The 15312-nt window shown below is 40.1% G+C and carries 16 protein-coding genes, 1 tRNA gene, 1 other RNA gene and 1 pseudogene; 7 read left to right on the top strand and 12 right to left on the bottom strand.

Translation table 11 applies throughout. The annotated features are described in order from the left end of the window. Both PLK24_RS03040 and PLK24_RS03035 read left to right on the top strand, forming a co-directional pair. A pseudogene (locus tag PLK24_RS03040) lies at positions 1 to 242 on the top strand (sugar ABC transporter ATP-binding protein); the annotation flags it as partial. 103 nt (positions 243 to 345) lie between these two features. Next, positions 346 to 1299, top strand: coding sequence for an ABC transporter permease (locus PLK24_RS03035; protein WP_324476290.1), 954 nt, complete (start codon positions 346 to 348; stop codon positions 1297 to 1299). A gap of 67 nt (positions 1300 to 1366) precedes the next feature. On the opposite strand, the gene rnpB is transcribed toward PLK24_RS03035, so the two are convergent. From rnpB to PLK24_RS02985, 10 genes are all read right to left on the bottom strand, one after another. Beyond that, an RNA gene (gene rnpB / locus PLK24_RS03030) (RNase P RNA component class A) lies at positions 1367 to 1718 on the bottom strand. 304 nt (positions 1719 to 2022) lie between these two features. Continuing rightward, positions 2023 to 2721: a zinc ribbon domain-containing protein gene (locus PLK24_RS03025; RefSeq protein ID WP_324476289.1), complete on the bottom strand. Its 699-nt coding sequence runs from the start codon at positions 2719 to 2721 to the stop codon at positions 2023 to 2025. Between the two features lie 107 nt (positions 2722 to 2828). Next, positions 2829 to 3962, bottom strand: coding sequence for a Nif3-like dinuclear metal center hexameric protein (locus PLK24_RS03020; protein ID WP_324476288.1), 1134 nt, complete (start codon positions 3960 to 3962; stop codon positions 2829 to 2831). A 25-nt stretch (positions 3963 to 3987) separates the two neighbouring features. Then, positions 3988 to 4062, bottom strand: a tRNA-Ile gene (locus PLK24_RS03015). A gap of 366 nt (positions 4063 to 4428) precedes the next feature. Further along, entirely contained in the window at positions 4429 to 5085 is a 657-nt protein-coding gene (hisIE, locus tag PLK24_RS03010; RefSeq protein WP_349770648.1) for a bifunctional phosphoribosyl-AMP cyclohydrolase/phosphoribosyl-ATP diphosphatase HisIE, read from the bottom strand. Next, entirely contained in the window at positions 5085 to 5867 is a 783-nt protein-coding gene (gene hisF / locus PLK24_RS03005; RefSeq protein ID WP_324476286.1) for an imidazole glycerol phosphate synthase subunit HisF, read from the bottom strand. The genes hisIE and hisF overlap by 1 nt, the downstream gene beginning before the upstream one ends. Beyond that, positions 5849 to 6598 (bottom strand): 1-(5-phosphoribosyl)-5-[(5-phosphoribosylamino)methylideneamino]imidazole-4-carboxamide isomerase, encoded by a 750-nt coding sequence (hisA, locus tag PLK24_RS03000; protein ID WP_324476285.1) that lies wholly within the window; start codon positions 6596 to 6598, stop codon positions 5849 to 5851. Before hisA ends, hisF begins: the two co-directional genes overlap by 19 nt. Then, the gene (gene hisH / locus PLK24_RS02995; protein ID WP_324476284.1) at positions 6595 to 7203 is read right to left on the bottom strand and encodes an imidazole glycerol phosphate synthase subunit HisH; all 609 of its coding nucleotides are present in this window, start codon (positions 7201 to 7203) and stop codon (positions 6595 to 6597) included. The genes hisA and hisH overlap by 4 nt, the downstream gene beginning before the upstream one ends. Positions 7204 to 7216: 13 nt before the next feature. Beyond that, positions 7217 to 7801, bottom strand: coding sequence for an imidazoleglycerol-phosphate dehydratase HisB (gene hisB, locus PLK24_RS02990; RefSeq protein ID WP_324476283.1), 585 nt, complete (start codon positions 7799 to 7801; stop codon positions 7217 to 7219). A 269-nt stretch (positions 7802 to 8070) separates the two neighbouring features. Further along, positions 8071 to 9132: a tetratricopeptide repeat protein gene (locus PLK24_RS02985; protein WP_324476282.1), complete on the bottom strand. Its 1062-nt coding sequence runs from the start codon at positions 9130 to 9132 to the stop codon at positions 8071 to 8073. A 140-nt stretch (positions 9133 to 9272) separates the two neighbouring features. On the opposite strand from PLK24_RS02985, the gene PLK24_RS02980 reads away from it, so the two are divergent. Then, positions 9273 to 9947 (top strand): hypothetical protein, encoded by a 675-nt coding sequence (locus PLK24_RS02980; protein ID WP_324476281.1) that lies wholly within the window; start codon positions 9273 to 9275, stop codon positions 9945 to 9947. Positions 9948 to 10370: 423 nt separating this feature from the next. Further along, positions 10371 to 10820: a GltB/FmdC/FwdC-like GXGXG domain-containing protein gene (locus PLK24_RS02975; RefSeq protein WP_324476280.1), complete on the top strand. Its 450-nt coding sequence runs from the start codon at positions 10371 to 10373 to the stop codon at positions 10818 to 10820. Here the strand turns inward: PLK24_RS02975 and PLK24_RS02970 are convergent. Further along, a complete protein-coding gene (locus PLK24_RS02970) occupies positions 10817 to 11995 on the bottom strand; it encodes an MFS transporter (protein ID WP_324476279.1) in 1179 nt (392 codons plus the stop codon). The genes PLK24_RS02975 and PLK24_RS02970 overlap by 4 nt on opposite strands. 26 nt (positions 11996 to 12021) lie before the next feature. Then, entirely contained in the window at positions 12022 to 12438 is a 417-nt protein-coding gene (locus PLK24_RS02965; RefSeq protein WP_324476278.1) for an RrF2 family transcriptional regulator, read from the bottom strand. A 174-nt stretch (positions 12439 to 12612) separates the two neighbouring features. Between PLK24_RS02965 and thrC the strand changes: the two genes are divergently transcribed. From thrC to PLK24_RS02950, 3 genes are all read left to right on the top strand, one after another. After that, positions 12613 to 13686 carry a threonine synthase gene (gene thrC / locus PLK24_RS02960; RefSeq protein WP_324476277.1) on the top strand — a complete coding sequence of 358 codons (1074 nt, stop codon included), beginning with the start codon at positions 12613 to 12615 and terminating at the stop codon, positions 13684 to 13686. Continuing rightward, positions 13679 to 14587, top strand: coding sequence for a homoserine kinase (gene thrB / locus PLK24_RS02955; RefSeq protein WP_324476276.1), 909 nt, complete (start codon positions 13679 to 13681; stop codon positions 14585 to 14587). Before thrC ends, thrB begins: the two co-directional genes overlap by 8 nt. Then, positions 14584 to 15312, top strand: a 729-nt coding sequence (locus PLK24_RS02950; RefSeq protein WP_324476275.1) for an aspartate kinase, incomplete at its 3' end; no start/stop codon positions are given. The genes thrB and PLK24_RS02950, both read left to right, overlap by 4 nt.

Here is a 15312-nt window from a genome sequence, read left to right as displayed (position 1 = left end):
AGAAGGGTAAATCATGTATTTTTATTACCCATAATATCTATCATGTCTATCCGGTTGCCGACCGCATTGTAGTCCTTGACCGAGGTAGTGTTGTTGGGCAATTTCGAAAGGATGAAATATCTTTAGAAGAGCTGGTTAACCGACTTTATTTGGTGGCTCGAACGGGGAAATTAAATGAAAATGGAACTTCAACTGTTGCTTGTGATCAACTCCAGGATGAAATGCAATCAAAAATGCCTTAAAGTTGATCTTAAAAACCAGAGGTGAAGATTCTCTTAAAATAGAATTGGTTTGGGACTTGAAAAATCTAATGGTACCATTTTTTGAGGATGTACGGAGGAGATTATGAGATCGGCATTACTAAGAGAAAATAAATCTCAAATCAGCGTAATCATCGTTTTGTTTGGGATTTTTATCCTTTTTACCATAGGAAGCCCCCAAACTTTTTTATCCTATAATATTTATTATTCTTTTATGTCAACCATCCCCTTCTTTGCCATTATGGCCTTGTCTTTAACTCTGGTAGTCATCTCTGGTGAGATGGACCTTTCATTTCCTTCGATCATGGGTTTTGCCGGTTGGGCATTTACTGTGATCTACCATCGAACCGGAAGTCCGGGTATCGGATTACTTTTGGCTTTGGTTTTTGGGTTGGGTGCCGGGTTGATGAATGGCTTATTGATTGTCAAGCTCAAGCTTCCGTCCATGATAACCACCATTGGTACTCAGTTTTTTTGGGCGGGAGCTACTGCGGTAGTTAGTGGTGGTTTGGGGAAAACATTGGTTCCGACCAAAACCAGTTTTATCTATAAATTATTAGTTGGAAGATTAGGAGGCTTAGTTCCCGCTCAGATGATCTGGACGGTGATCATAGCTTTCTTTATTTGGTTTTTTTTAAATCGCCATCGTTTCGGTGCCCATGTTTACTTTACCGGAGATAATCCGGAGAGTGCCCGAGTAATGGGGGTTAACGTTGACTGGATAAAAATGATTGTTTTTACCCAAATGGGCTTATTTGCTGCTTTTGCAGGTATTCTTGCTAGTCTTGAAGTAACCTATTACTGGCCGACTCTTGGTCAGGGATATCTATTAAAAACTATAGCTGCTGTATATTTAGGTGGGACACCAGTTGATGGAGGAGTGGGGACTGTCTTTGGTACCTTTATCGGTGCAATTATTTTAGGATGCTTAGAAGCAGGAATCATTGCTATTGGTATGACCGGATTCTGGACCCAGCTGATATACGGTTTAATTGTCATCGTATCTATTGCTATGCATTCGATATTGCGAAAAAGATAACTATTAATTGGCAACTTTTAAAAAAAGAGGGATTAAGTTATCTTTTTGATAACTTAATCCCTCTTTTTTTTAGGGAAGATCGATAAGCCGAATTTTGTATTCTCAAAAGAGAACGGCAACCATCTATCTGGGAAACCGGTTACCCGGTTCCTCAAGCAGCCAACCCGAAGGTCAGCGAGCAGCCTCATTCCTTCCTATTTGGCCTTGCTCCAGGTAGGGTTTTCCAGATACACCGGTTACCCGGTGATCGGTGAGCTCTTACCTCGCCTTTTCACCCTTACCTTGGTAAAAAAACCAAGGTGGTTTGCTTTTCTGTGGCACTTTCCCGAGGTTACCCTCGCTGGACGTTATCCAGTACCTTGCTCTGTGGAGTTCGGACTTTCCTCAGGTTTTTCGCCTGCGGTTGCCTGACCTTCCCTTTATTATTATACACTATCCATAAATCCATTAAGTCGTGAGATGTGAGTCGTGAGTTGAATAAAATTTATGAATTACGAAATTACGAAAAAGAGAAATCCGCATAAAGATCTCTCCCTTTGGATAAAGGGAGATGGTTCGGGATTTGGTTATTGAGTATATGTTTTTATTTTTTATCTGATACCACCAATTGGTAGGAGGGTTTCTCTTGAAAATCAAGACTATATCGAAGAAGAAATTTATGATCAATATAGACAAACCAGTTTTCTTGAGATTAAGCGGAAAAGAAAATGGATTCTTCAAAAACTACTTATAGAAAATTAAACGTTGGCAGTTTGGACATTGAATAATCTCTTCTTTTTTTCTTACTCTCTTGGCAACCGAGGAGGGAAGTCCCAAATGACATCCTCGGCAAGTATCACCATCCATTTCCACAACTGGATCAGAAAATTTCTTCCGTAACTCCTCATATAGAGAAAGGACCTCTTCAGGGATATTCTGGATGGCCTCGGTTCTCAGCTGAATATTGTTGGCAAGGTCAGATTTAATTTTCTCAATATCTTTTTTTAGACTTACAATATCTTTTTCAAATCGTTGAATGAAAAGCTGATGTTCTTTTTCCTTTTCTTTAATTCTCATTTCCTCGATTTTATCAATTTGATTAATGACATAATCTTCAAGATTAGATTTGGTTTTTTCGTAGTTTTCCATGGTCGACTTCCATTGGCTCAGTTCCTTCCCAGACTGAACATCGCCACTATATAGCCGATTTTGCGATTTATTTAATTTTTCCTCAACATCTTTAAGCTCCAGCTCTAACCGAGATAATTCAATTCTTTCTTTGTCATATACCTTTCGGTAGTCTTCCCACTCTATTTTTTTGTTTTCGATATTTTGTTGTGTTTTTCGAATTTCTTCATTCTTTTGGGTAATTTTCTTTTTTTGATTGAGGATAATTCCATCGAGATTTTGGAGATGAGTTAGGCATTCGAAGATATTGAGCAAAGGCAACCTCCTAAGGTAAAAAATCTTCCTTTATTGTGATGGTTAATCTATGGTTTTGTCAATAAAATCTACAAAAAACTGCTGGTACTACTATTAAGTTTTCGTATTTAACCCGAGATTTTGGAGTCTTCTCCGTCTAGTTCATCCTCAAAAAGAAACACTACCTCAGGCAAGTGCTCAAGAGCAGAGTTTTTAAGATTTGCAAAGATCATCTTTAACCCGAGTCTTTCTCCGTCTCCGTGAGGAACTGGAATATATTCAATTTGATAGAGTTTTAACTCTTCAATTTCATGGTGACTTAAATCACCACTTATATAAACCTCCGCTTTTTCCAAAATCACTTTATCAAGAAGGCTTCCACCACTACCAGGGCATAAGGCAATTTTTTGAAGGGTAGAGTTTCCAAAATCTTTCCGATTGAAAAGAGAGGACTCATTTTTTAACAACGGTTTTAAGTACTTAATAAAAGATTTCCATTTTAAAGGTTGATTTAAAACAACTAAACGACCTAAGCCTTCAAAAACAGAACTGTTAGAGCATAGTGGATAAATATCGATTACCGGATTTTGGTAGGGATGAGTTGATTTAATGGCATCAACCAACTGATTGATGAGTCTCGGATCTGAGAAGGTAACCTCAATCCGGATTTCTTTGACTTTTTCCCTATTTCCAACTTTTCCTAAAAAAGGTTGAGCTCCTTCTATGGGAAGAAAAGTACCTATGCCTTCGATCTGAAAACTACACGATCGATATTGACCGATAACCCCAGCACCACTTTGAAAAAGAGATTGAGCGACAGTTTCTAAATAATTAGGTGGGACATAGGTTATGATTTTAAAGCTGGCGCTCGATTTTGGGGAAAGCGACTTCACCTTCCCTTGGAGCTGAAGGATCGATACCCACTGATCAGCAATTCCTCCAGGGTAGATGTCAAGGTTGGTGTGGTGGGCAAGAACACTTATTCCTTCGTGAAAAAGTCGAGTTATCATCCGGCACCAGGGATCATCAATGGTTAAAGTAAACAATGGATTCCAGATTGGAGGGTGATGGAGATATAAAAAATCAATTCGATGTTTCAGGGCTTTGAGAAAAACTTCCTGATTGAGTTCCAGTGCAACTAAAACTCGGGAAATTTGACTCCGGTCGCCCTTGATTTGAAGGCCGGTTCGGTCATCAGGCAGGGCAAAGTGGGACGGATATAGATATTCAAAAAAATCAAGTAATTGTTGTAGAGTTGCCATAGGGTTATTGTTAATTCTTTTAAATTGGTGGGCCCACCCGGATTCGAACCAGGGACCGATCGGTTATGAGCCGACTGCTCTACCGCTGAGCTATGGACCCACGCGACGGCATACATAATATCATATCGTTTTTTTCAATTCAAGAGATTTTCGAACTTTAAAGAAGAGATACCTATTCAATAGATTAAAGAATGAATTATATATTCCATTTTTTAATATTATAATTCATTCAGACTCTGTTTTGTCTATTCCTTCTCCCTTGATGGGAGAAGGTCAGGATGAGGGTGAGACCTGTGATTGAGATCCAGGTTTAGTGTTTTGAAATATAGCTCAAGGAGATTATCCAAGTTCCCCCTTACCTTAATCCTCTCCCACCAGGGGAGAGGAAAAAAGAAGAAAGTATTCTCCCACCAGGAGAAAAAGATCGAGAGCGAGTGGGAGGAGGGAAATTTGAATTCTTTCTTGATTACTTTCGTCTTTTTTTAAGCTCATTCATAATATCATACCAATTTAATTTTTCATGCTGGATGAGGACCAAAAGGTGATAGAGAAGATCAGCTATTTCCCATTGTAAATGTTCTTTTTTTTGTTCATCATTTTCTAATGAAGCCAGCAGGACTTCAGTCGCTTCTTCAGAAACTTTCCGTAGAATTTTTTCTTTTCCCGATTGCAAAAGCTTACTAGTATAAGACTGTGCTGATGGGTTCTTAGCTCGTTCTTGAATGACATCAAAAAGTTCTTGTGGGAATGATGCTAATGCATAAGGAGGCAATTCCGATTGAGTTGAAGATATTCCTTTTTCTGAAACCTGGCGATGGAAACAAGAGTTGAATCCGGTATGACAAGCAGCTCCTTTTTGCTCAACCGTTATCAGGAGAGTATCCTGGTCGCAATCGATAAAAATATCTTTTACCAGTTGGTAATGGCCGCTGGTTTCCCCTTTATTCCATAAGGTTTTTCTTTTTCTACTATAAAACCAGGTTTTACCTGTGGTGATGGTTTTTTCCAAAGCTTCGGCATTCATATACGCCATCATTAAAACCTTGCCACTTTTTTCATCTTGGATGATTGCTGGAATCAAGCCATTTTCATCAAAATGAAGATTCTCAATCAGGGATTTCATCATGGCTCTTCAATCCTTACTGGGATTCCACGTTTTTTAAGAAAGGCTTTAGCTTCCTGAATAGTAAAGTTCTTATAATGGAAAATTGAAGCGACCAGTGCAGCGTCGGCTCCTCCTTCACGAAAAACCGTCAGAAGATGTTCTAATTTTCCAGCTCCACCAGAAGCGATTACTGGAATTTTTACTCCATCAACGATTTTCCTGGTGAGAAATAAATCATAACCATTTTGTGTTCCGTCGGTATCCATGCTGGTGAGAAGAATTTCACCGGCGCCCAGGCTTTCGACTTGACTTGCCCAGGCTATGGCATCTTTCCCGGTTGGTGTTCTCCCTCCATTAATGTAGACTTCCCAATAGCTGCGGCGGGTAATGCGGTCCCAGGTTTTTTTGACATCAATGGCAACTACGACACACTGACTTCCGAATTTTTCAGCCAGTTGAGATATCAAATCGGGATTGAGCACTGCTGCCGTATTGATAGATACTTTGTCGGCTCCTGCTTTGAGAAGATTGCTGACATGTTCGTGGGTACTGATTCCACCACCTACGGTAAAGGGCATGTAGATGTTCTGGGCAACTTTTTCAGCAATCTTCACCATAGTCTCTCTTTTTTCATAGGATGCGGTGATATCTAAAAATACTAATTCATCAGCACCTTCTTCTTCGTAGCGTTTGGCCAGCTCGACCGGATCGCCGACATCCTTGAGATTTTCAAAGTGGATTCCTTTGACAACCTTTCCTTCTTTGACATCTAAACAGGGGATTATTCTTTTAACGAGCACTTTTCTTCCTCCTGAAGAATTTTCTGAACTTCTTCAAATTGTAATGCACCCGAATAGAGTGCTTTTCCTAAGATAATACCTTTTATCCAAGGTTTTAATTTTTTAAGTTGTAACACATCCTCGAAAGTGGCAACTCCTCCGGCAATGAAAGTTGGGACTTCAGTTTCTTGAAGGTATTTTTGAATACGGTTGAGGTTCACTCCCTGAAGAGTACCATCCTGCTCAATATCAGTATAAATAAAATTGATCACACCCAAATTTTTTAACTTGTTGGTAAGATCGACGGCGGATATGGTGGTTTTTTCGGTCCAACCTTGCAGGGCAACCAAACCGTTTCGGGAGTCAATGCTCACTACAACGCTTTCTTGGCTTCTTTTGATGCAATCCTCGACAAGTTTGGGATTTTGGACAGCGACACTTCCAAAGATTAACCGTTGAGCACCAGCATCGAGATAGGAGAGGAAAGTGGAAAGACTACGGATACCACCACCAACCTCTACTGGAATATGAACCGATTGAATGATCTTCGAAAATATTGATAAATTAACTGGTTTGCCAATTTTTGCACCGTCTAAATCGATCAGGTGAAGCATCGGAGCGTTTTTTCCTTCCCAGTACAGCGCCATGTCAAGAGGGGAATCGCTGTAAATACTCATTTGTGAGTAGTCGCCTTTTTCCAGGCGAACACACTGCCCGTTGATAATATCAATAGCTGGAATGGGTAAAATCATGGGATAACTCTCTTTGCCCAGGTTTCAAGAAAATGGATTCCCCACTTTGAGCTTTTTTCTGGATGAAATTGTACGCCCCAGATATTATCTTGGTTGATAATGACCGGAATAACCACGTTATAATTGCTGATTCCCACAATACTTTCTTTCGATTCCGGTACGACGTAATAAGAATGGGCAAAATAAAAGAAACGGCCATCGGGTATCAATCCCGAGAGCGGGTTGTTTTCGGTAAAAAGAATTTTATTCCACCCCATATGAGGAACTTTATTGGTTGGAGGAAGTTTCCGTACCTCTCCCTCGATGAATGATAACCCTTTTTTCTTTGTCGATTCTTGACTTTTTTCAAAAAGCAATTGCAGCCCTAAACAAATGCCTAAAATTGGCTTTCCTTTTTGAACTGAATTGCAGATAACATCAATGAGGTTATTTTTTTCCATTTGTTCAACCGCTTCACCAAAAGATCCGACCCCAGGAAGGATAAGAGCAGGAGCTTTTTCAACCAAATCCGGATCTTTGCTGATTTGGTTTTCAAACCCTAATTTTTCTAAAGCTTTTGATACGCTGTGTAAATTACCTATTCCATAATCAATAATAACAATCATTTTTAATATTCTCCTATATGATTCCTTTGGTGGAGGGAATTGTATTACCATTTAATATCAGTGCTTCTTTAAAAGCTTTTCCTAAAGCCTTGAAAAGAGACTCTAAGATATGGTGTCCATTTTTACCCCACCATGATTTGCCATGAAGAGTAATGTGTGCGTGGTTGGTAAAAGCCCTTAGAAATTCTTCTATCAGATCAGCCTCAAAATCACCAACTTTTTGAGAACCAATTGAGACATCGTAATTAAGGAAGGATCGACCACCAACATCAATAGAGACCATACTCAAAGCCTCATCCATGGCAATGAATTGAGTACTGTAACGTTGAATATTTTTTGTTTCCCCAAGCGCAGTTCGAAAGGCTTCGCCCAACACAATCCCAATATCTTCAACCAGATGGTGAAAATCAACTTCAACATCACCACGAGCTTTTATATTGAGATCCCAATCAGCATAAAATGCCATACTTTTCAATAAATGAGGAAAAAAAGGAATCGGAAGGTCAAGTTCGATTTGCCGCTGACCATCAAGAAGAATATATATTTCAATATCGGTTTCAAAGGTTGTCCTTTTTTTTAAGGCTTCTCGTTTTTGCACAAAATCACCTCATTGGTAATAAATATATGTATATTGTGGAATAGAACAATATATTAAAGTTAATAACCTTTTTTAATCAGAAGGTGGCATGAAACCTCCCCCAGAGGAATTGTTACCTTCAACTCCTCTAACATGAGGAGGATTCAGCTTGGTGTTTCGAGGGCTGATATATCATTATCTAATCAATATGTATTCTATAATTATTAGCTGACTTTAAGTTACTCCTTCTATTTTACAAAAAAAATGAATAATATCAAATTTATTTCAGGTTAGGTATCATCAAAGTTGTTTACCTGACACTCGATTTCAGGATTGGACAGGACAATTTTGCTCCATTCCCATCCATAAATTCCCTTCTCGATATAGAGATAAAGAATTGGAAAGTCAGGATCGCCCCAAGAGGTGATTTTTAGAATATAATACTCATTTTCCTTCTTTTCAGCCGGGTGGATTTGGAGGGTAGATTGAGTTAAATAGGTTGAAAAATAGGGAATAATTTGGGAAAATCTCACAATTTCAAATTCACTGAACATTTGACCCGTCCAAAAATCGCCTTTTTTAGCTAAACTTTCGATAGCCTGAAGGTCTTTTTTAGCAAAAGCATCTCCAAGCTCTTTGATTAAAATTGCTGAATTTTTTCTTGTCCAAGTTGGATCCGATTGAAGATATTCAATTCTCAATTCAGACAGATCAAGATAATAAGGATCGGTTTCTTGAAAGCGAATTTTCTGATAGAATTCCATGGCTTTATCGAATTGATTCATTTTTTCATAGCAGGAAGCAACTTGTAATAGAATTCTCGATTTTTCTTCAAAATCAGGATATTGGGATAAAATAGTTAAATAACTGTTGATAGCTTCAGTGTAGTTTCCAAAATAATTTTCTTGATGGTGAGCTATATCTTCCATCGCTTGCTGACGGATATTAAAAGGATCACCAATATCGGTGGGATATTCAGCGACAATTTTTTGTAGAAGTTTCAAAGATTCCTGATATTTTTTGTTATCTTCTTCGGTTTTGGCTATCCAATATCGATACAAATAGGCTGATTGAGTTCGGGGGAATTTTTCGATAAAAATTTGGAGAACATGAATCGCGTCCTGGTTTTGGCCTTTTTCACTGAAAAGAGTATACAAAACCTCAACCACCTGAGAGAGCTCATCTTCATTTGAAGAATTGGTTAAAGGTTTCAAAATTTGAATGGCTCGGTCAATGTCCCCACTTTCTAAATAAATTTGTGCTTGATCAAAAGCATCTAAAGCGAAGCTGGTTGGACAAAAGAGCAGAAGAAGGATTAAGATCAAAAACCAAATCATGAAAAAATTTCTCAAAACACATCCCCCTTTTTTGGTTGGCATGCTTCTTTTTGGTATTATACCATCAACTCAAATTTTCTCGGTAAAAAACTTGTCATGACCCATGAATGATAGTAATATGAACTGAGTCGAATATTTTCCCATAGGAGAAGAACATGATTAATAGCCGAGAGTTCTGGAATGAAGCCAAGAGTAGTTTCCGTCTTTTAATCAGTCGCCCATCGTTTATTCTCACCACAGCAGCGCCGGCATTGATTTTTTCTCTTATACTATACATGACCCCGGGGAGACGGTTGGTATGGATATCCTCCTACCTACAATCATTTACTCTGGCTGGTTTAGGAATTGCTGGAATGTTTACCGTGTTTCTCGGGATGAGTTTTCTTATTGCTTTGGTCTGGGATTATCAATACCGTAATCTGATCGATTTTCGACGGGTTTACCGCATTATCCAGAGCCGATTTTCGGATGTTCTTTTAGCTTGTCTGGGTCTGGGATTATTAATTGGATTCTTTTCGGTTTGGTTTGTTTTCGCTGGTTTTTTTCTGGCTTTCTTATTAATTTTTTGTTTACCGGCAATAGTGATTAGCGGAGACGACCCTTTTAGTGCCATAAAAACCAGTTTCCGTATGGTTTATGAAAATCTGGCTGAAGTATTTGCATTTTTCATCCTTGCCTTGGCATTATTAGTGATTGGTTATTTCCTGGTTTGGTTAATTCGATTTATCCCTCTAGTCGGATTTTTAATTAATATTGTTTTTATTACCTACCTTTTAGCTTATATCGGCATTTTGCTGACTCGTTTTTATTTAAGCCTGACTCGTTATTAAAAAAATTGAGTTATTCCAATTGACAGGACTACTCACTTTTATTAGAATTTTTTTACAATTTTATTAAGACGTTTTAGTTTATCAAGAAATCTAAATTATTTATATTTTATAAAGAAAAATTGTCCAGTGTTGGACATTAAGATTGAGACAAGGGCGTTTTGCTCCGTTGTTGGAGCAAAGCGCCCTTTTTTTATCGACAAAGGAGGTAATTTCTGGGGTCAGGTCTTGATTCTTGAATTTTAACCAGCGGTGATATTGAAGAACCGAGGAAATGGGCAGCAGATCCTCACGGCTTCCGATAACGAAACCTCTGGATGATGCAACACCATAATTCTTTCTCCCTTGATGGGAAAAAATAAAGAAAGGGCGAAATTTTTCTCATCACTGTTCACTGATTTTAAAAAGGATCGAGGTGAAGAAATCATGAGAGAGGACCAACTTTACCGCATACCTTCCGGATGTGCCTTGGTTGGCATTCTCAACCAAGACGGATCGAGAATGTCGGGTGACACCATCATTGACGATTATCCAGTTATCATGATTGGTGGCTCGAGCCGAGATTTTCTTGGTGAGTATATGGCCGGTGGTTTAATAGTGGTATTAGGTTTGGGTTACGATTCAAATTGTTCCCCAGTAGGGAAATTCATTGCTTCGGGAATGAATGGAGGGAAGTTGTTTATTCGTGGGCGATTCCAACCGGAACAGGCTGGTCCGGGAATCGGCATTGAAAAACCGACTCCCGAAGATTTTGATTTGTACCTTCAGGAATTTTCTGCTGACCTTAGCTTAGAAATTCCTGAGTTAAAATGCGATGACTTCGTTAAGGTTTTTCCAACCACCACTCGCCCTTACGGTAGAGTCTATGCCTATTAGCCACTGGGAACGGTTTTGACTGGGGATTTCTGGACTTTTTTGATTTCTCCTGCTAAGAGCCATTGAAAAGAAAGCATAATGATGAGCAAAATCGGCACCATCAACAGAGTGGTTTGGAAACTGGTGAGTGAGGCTAATATTCCTCCAAACCACGGAAATAAGAGCGTAGCAATCCCATTATTGGTTAAGACCCATCCGGAAGCGGTTGAGGCAGTTTCTGGGTAATTAACCACTGCATAAGTGAGAGTAGTCGGCATAATCGTTGAGAGCATGAAACCGGTTAAGAAGAGAAGAGTAGGGGTGAGAATGGCTGATATGGGAAGACTGATGGTTAAAGCTGCAAAAATGATTCCTCCAATGGTATTAAGCTGGATCATACGGAGATGACCGATTCGATCAACCATCCAGGAAAGGACAAAACGACCAACCATTAATCCCAGCCAAAAAAAGGATAGGTAAACCGCTCCAATTGGGACTGATAATCCTTTTTCTTTGAAATAGGACACTAACCATCCATTCAGGATGGTTACTCCTCCGGAGTAGAACATGGTTATGGCTCCCATGAACCAAAAGGCCCGATAGCGGAAAATTTTTAAAATATTTCGAAATCCCATTTTCCCCTGACTTTTGGGGAGAAAGGGGAGGAGAAAAAGAATAAAAACCACCACGGTGATAACTGTTACCAACGTATAAAAATTCTGCCAGTTATATTGTCGTTGACTTAAAAAAGCATAGAGTCGAGGAGCAGATAGAGAGCCAAGGCCGTAAAAAGCATGGACAATATTGAGAATGGTGCCGGGATTTTTGGTAAATATTTCGGTTAAAATTGGATTCACCATGCAGTCCAGAAAACCAAGCCCAATACCCATTGCCATGAAGCTGAGGATTACTGGGGAAAAACCTTGAAAAGAAGCGATTCCGGCAAATCCTAAAGCGCTGATTAACAATCCCAACCGAAGCAGGAAAGATTTTTGCATAATGTCACCTAAAAAACCGGCGATCATGATGGAAATGAAGTACCCCAATCCATGAAACAGAAATACCCGTCCCATCACAGCTGAGGTGACACCAAACTGTTTGGTCATTTCGGGAACGACCGACCCAATTCCGGAGAGTCCTAATCCTATAACAATCAAAGCTAAAAAGAATGGGACCAGCAGGTAATTTTTGGACAATCGATTTCGACCCCCTGTTTTAATATTTAGTTGTGTATTTCGTTATTTTCCATCAGATCTTTCAAACTTTTTTGGACGAGTGACTGCTCCATTTTTTCCGATATTTCTACCCATATTTTACGAGTAGGACAGGTATCCGATATTTGGCAAAGGTTTTTGTTATGAACACAATCGACTAAATCAATTGGGCCTTCTAACAGGTTCATGATGTCCAGCAGGTTGATTTCTTCAGGTTTTTTCCCTAATAGATATCCACCTCGGTTTCCACGGATGCTTCGAACGATCTTATTCGATTCCAGGGGCATGATAAGCTGCCGAAGGTAATTGAGGGATATGCCCTGACGTTGAGAGATATCTTTTAATTTAACCGGGTCTTTCCCTGAATGTTCGGCTAAATCGACTAATAATCTTAATCCGTAACGAGCTCTGGTTGAAATTTTCATGAGATAGCACACTACCTTTCTAAGGATATCAAAATAGTATGATTTTTAGTCGGTTCTGTCAATGAAACCGATTGGTAAGGAAATCTTGGCGAAAAGAAATCAAGATGTTACAAATCAAGGATTTTATGATATTCTTTATCACAATTATTTTAATATGATCAAGGAGGCATGCTCTTGTACTGGCCTGGTGTTATTTCGCATTTTGCTGACTATCTTCCTGTAGCTCCTAGGACACCGGAATTAACTTTACAGGAAGGGAATACTCCTCTTATCCGGTCTCAACATATTGTTAAGCAGTTAAAATTAAAATCTCTCTTTTTTAAATTTGAAGGAATGAATCCAACTGGTTCCTTTAAAGACCGTGGAATGGTCATGGCAGTTGCTAAGGCAGTTGAAGAAGGGAAGAAAGTGATCATGTGTGCTTCAACTGGGAATACTTCTGCTTCAGCGGCTGCTTATGCCCGGCGGGCGGGAGTTGCCTGTATCGTCATAATTCCTCAGGGTAAAATTGCCTTAGGGAAGCTCTCACAAGCATTGATGCATGGAGCACGGGTTATTGCTATCAAGGGAAATTTTGATGAGGCTTTGACGATCGTCCGTTCCATAACCTCGCATTATCCGGTGGCATTGGTGAATTCCATCAATCCCTTTCGAATTGAGGGCCAAAAAACCGCCGCTTTCGAGATCGTTGATTGGATGCAAGGGGTGCCTGATTATCTGGCTTTACCGGTTGGCAATGCTGGGAATATAACCGCCTATTGGAAGGGTTTTAAAGAACTTTTTAGCCGAAAAGAAATCAATGTCCTACCCAAGATGATTGGGTTTCAAGCTCAAGGATCTTGCCCATTGGTAACTGGGGTACCGGTTGAAAAACCTCATACCGTTGCCACGGCAATACGGATTGGGAATCCCGCCAGCTGGAAAGGGGCAATCAACGCCCGCGATGAGTCGGGGGGGAGCATTGAAGCGGTAACCGATGAAGAAATCCTTTCAGCGCAGAGAATGTTAGCCGGGGAAGAAGGATTATTTGTTGAGCCTGCTTCAGCGGCTTCTTTGGCTGGTGTATTGAAAAAAAATCAAGCCGGATTTTTCCAGGGAAATGAATCGGTTGTTTGTGTACTCACCGGTCACGGGCTGAAAGATCCTGATATCGCCATAGAACAATGCCGGGATCGAATCGAAGAATTGGAAGCATCGGAAGAGGCAATCGTTGATCGCCTTGGATTATCTGGAGAAAAGCATGATTGAAGTCAGCATACCGGCAACCACCGCCAACTTAGGATGTGGATTTGATGTCTTGGGAATGGCTCTGGATCTCTTTTATACTGTTCGAGTTCAACCCATTAAAGAGAACAAATATATTATACGAAATCGAGGCGAAGGAGAAAGTTGTCTCCCCGAAGACGATCGGAATCTATTTTTTAAAACCGTTAAAAAGATTACAAAAATGAAGAATTTTCCCGAACAAGGCTTGGAAGTTGAAGCATTCAACCAGATTCCAGTCTGCCGGGGGTTGGGAAGTAGCGCGGCTTGTATTTCCGCGGCGGTAGTCACTGTTAACGAGTTGAATGGAAGGGTACTTTCAATTCAAGATATGGTTCATTTCGCCACTCAGATTGAAGGGCATCCTGATAATGTCATCCCTGCCATGGTTGGTGGTTTAACGATAGCCATGAAAAATGGTGAACAAATACACTATCAAAAATTCCCCTTTTTTGATACTATTTATCTCGTTGCTTGTATTCCGGGATATACCCTCTCTACTGAGGAAATGAGAAAGATTCTTCCCGCTAACTATTCACGAGAAGATGTCATCTTTAATTTATCTCGAATTGCCTATTTGATGGGGAGCATTTGTCGTCAAGATCGGGAAGGCTTTTTTTCTGCCCTGGATGACGCTATTCATCAGCCCTTTCGGGGGCAAAAAATACCGGGTTTTTTTGAAGTCCGTGATTATTTACATCAGAAGGGGAAGGGAGAGGCGGTTATTAGTGGTTCGGGCTCGACGATACTCTTGATGCTTCGGGAACCGATCACCTCCTCCGATGAAAAAAAGATCAGTGAACTGTTTGCTCAAAAAGGTACCAATAATCTGGTTATAAAAAAAGTAAATTGGCAGAAGCAAGGAATTCGAGTGAAACAAACATGAGTCTGATTGTACAAAAATATGGTGGATCTTCAGTAGCCGATCTGGATAAGGTAAAATCGGTAGCTTGCCGGATAAAATCCTATGTGGATCAAGGACATCGCTTGGTGGTGGTGGTTTCAGCCATGGGAAAAACCACCGACCGGCTGATGGAAATGGCACGAGAAATACACCCTTCGCCACCCGATCGAGAATTAGACATGCTTCTATCAACCGGGGAACAGGTATCTATTGCCCTGCTTTCCATGGCGCTCAATGCTTTAGGTCAGGAAGCGATAGCTCTGACCGGCGGGCAAGCCGGCATTCATACCTCGAATTTCCATACCAAGGCGAAGATTATAACCATCGATCCCCAAAGGGTTTTTCGTCACCTTGATGAAAACAAGGTGGTCATTGTTGCTGGCTTTCAGGGGATGAGTTCGGATTATGATATCACGACTTTAGGTCGTGGAGGGAGCGATACTACTGCTTGTGCCTTGACGGCAGCTTTATCTGCTGAATATTGCGAGATTTTTACCGATGTAAATGGGGTATATACTGCTGACCCAAGGATAGTGCCCCAAGCCAGGAAAATCAATCGGATATCTTATGATGAGATGTCCGAGATGGCGAATTTAGGTGCCAAGGTATTACAAATTCGTTCAGTTGACTTTTCTCAGGTCTATGGTGTAAGAGTCCAGGTGCGGAGTACTTTTTCTCAGGAAGAAGGGACGTGGGTGGAAAAGATG

The organism is Atribacter sp. (assembly GCF_035418125.1).
Taxonomy (GTDB): Bacteria; Atribacterota; Atribacteria; order Atribacterales; family Atribacteraceae; genus Atribacter; species Atribacter allofermentans.
Note: the sequence above shows the minus strand (reverse complement) of the source record. Positions and strands in the feature narration are given on the sequence as shown.

What these genes read in the sequence shown, in the direction of transcription:
- PLK24_RS03035 (WP_324476290.1), top strand. Translation starts at nt 346, where the DNA reads ATGAGATCGGCATTACTAAGAGAAAATAAATCTCAAATCAGCGTAATC.
- PLK24_RS03020 (WP_324476288.1), bottom strand. Translation starts at nt 3,962, where the DNA reads ATGGCAACTCTACAACAATTACTTGATTTTTTTGAATATCTATATCCG.
- hisIE (WP_349770648.1), bottom strand. Translation starts at nt 5,085, where the DNA reads ATGAAATCCCTGATTGAGAATCTTCATTTTGATGAAAATGGCTTGATT.
- hisA (WP_324476285.1), bottom strand. Translation starts at nt 6,598, where the DNA reads ATGATTTTACCCATTCCAGCTATTGATATTATCAACGGGCAGTGTGTT.
- hisH (WP_324476284.1), bottom strand. Translation starts at nt 7,203, where the DNA reads ATGATTGTTATTATTGATTATGGAATAGGTAATTTACACAGCGTATCA.
- PLK24_RS02980 (WP_324476281.1), top strand. Translation starts at nt 9,273, where the DNA reads ATGATTAATAGCCGAGAGTTCTGGAATGAAGCCAAGAGTAGTTTCCGT.
- PLK24_RS02975 (WP_324476280.1), top strand. Translation starts at nt 10,371, where the DNA reads ATGAGAGAGGACCAACTTTACCGCATACCTTCCGGATGTGCCTTGGTT.
- PLK24_RS02965 (WP_324476278.1), bottom strand. Translation starts at nt 12,438, where the DNA reads ATGAAAATTTCAACCAGAGCTCGTTACGGATTAAGATTATTAGTCGAT.
- thrB (WP_324476276.1), top strand. Translation starts at nt 13,679, where the DNA reads ATGATTGAAGTCAGCATACCGGCAACCACCGCCAACTTAGGATGTGGA.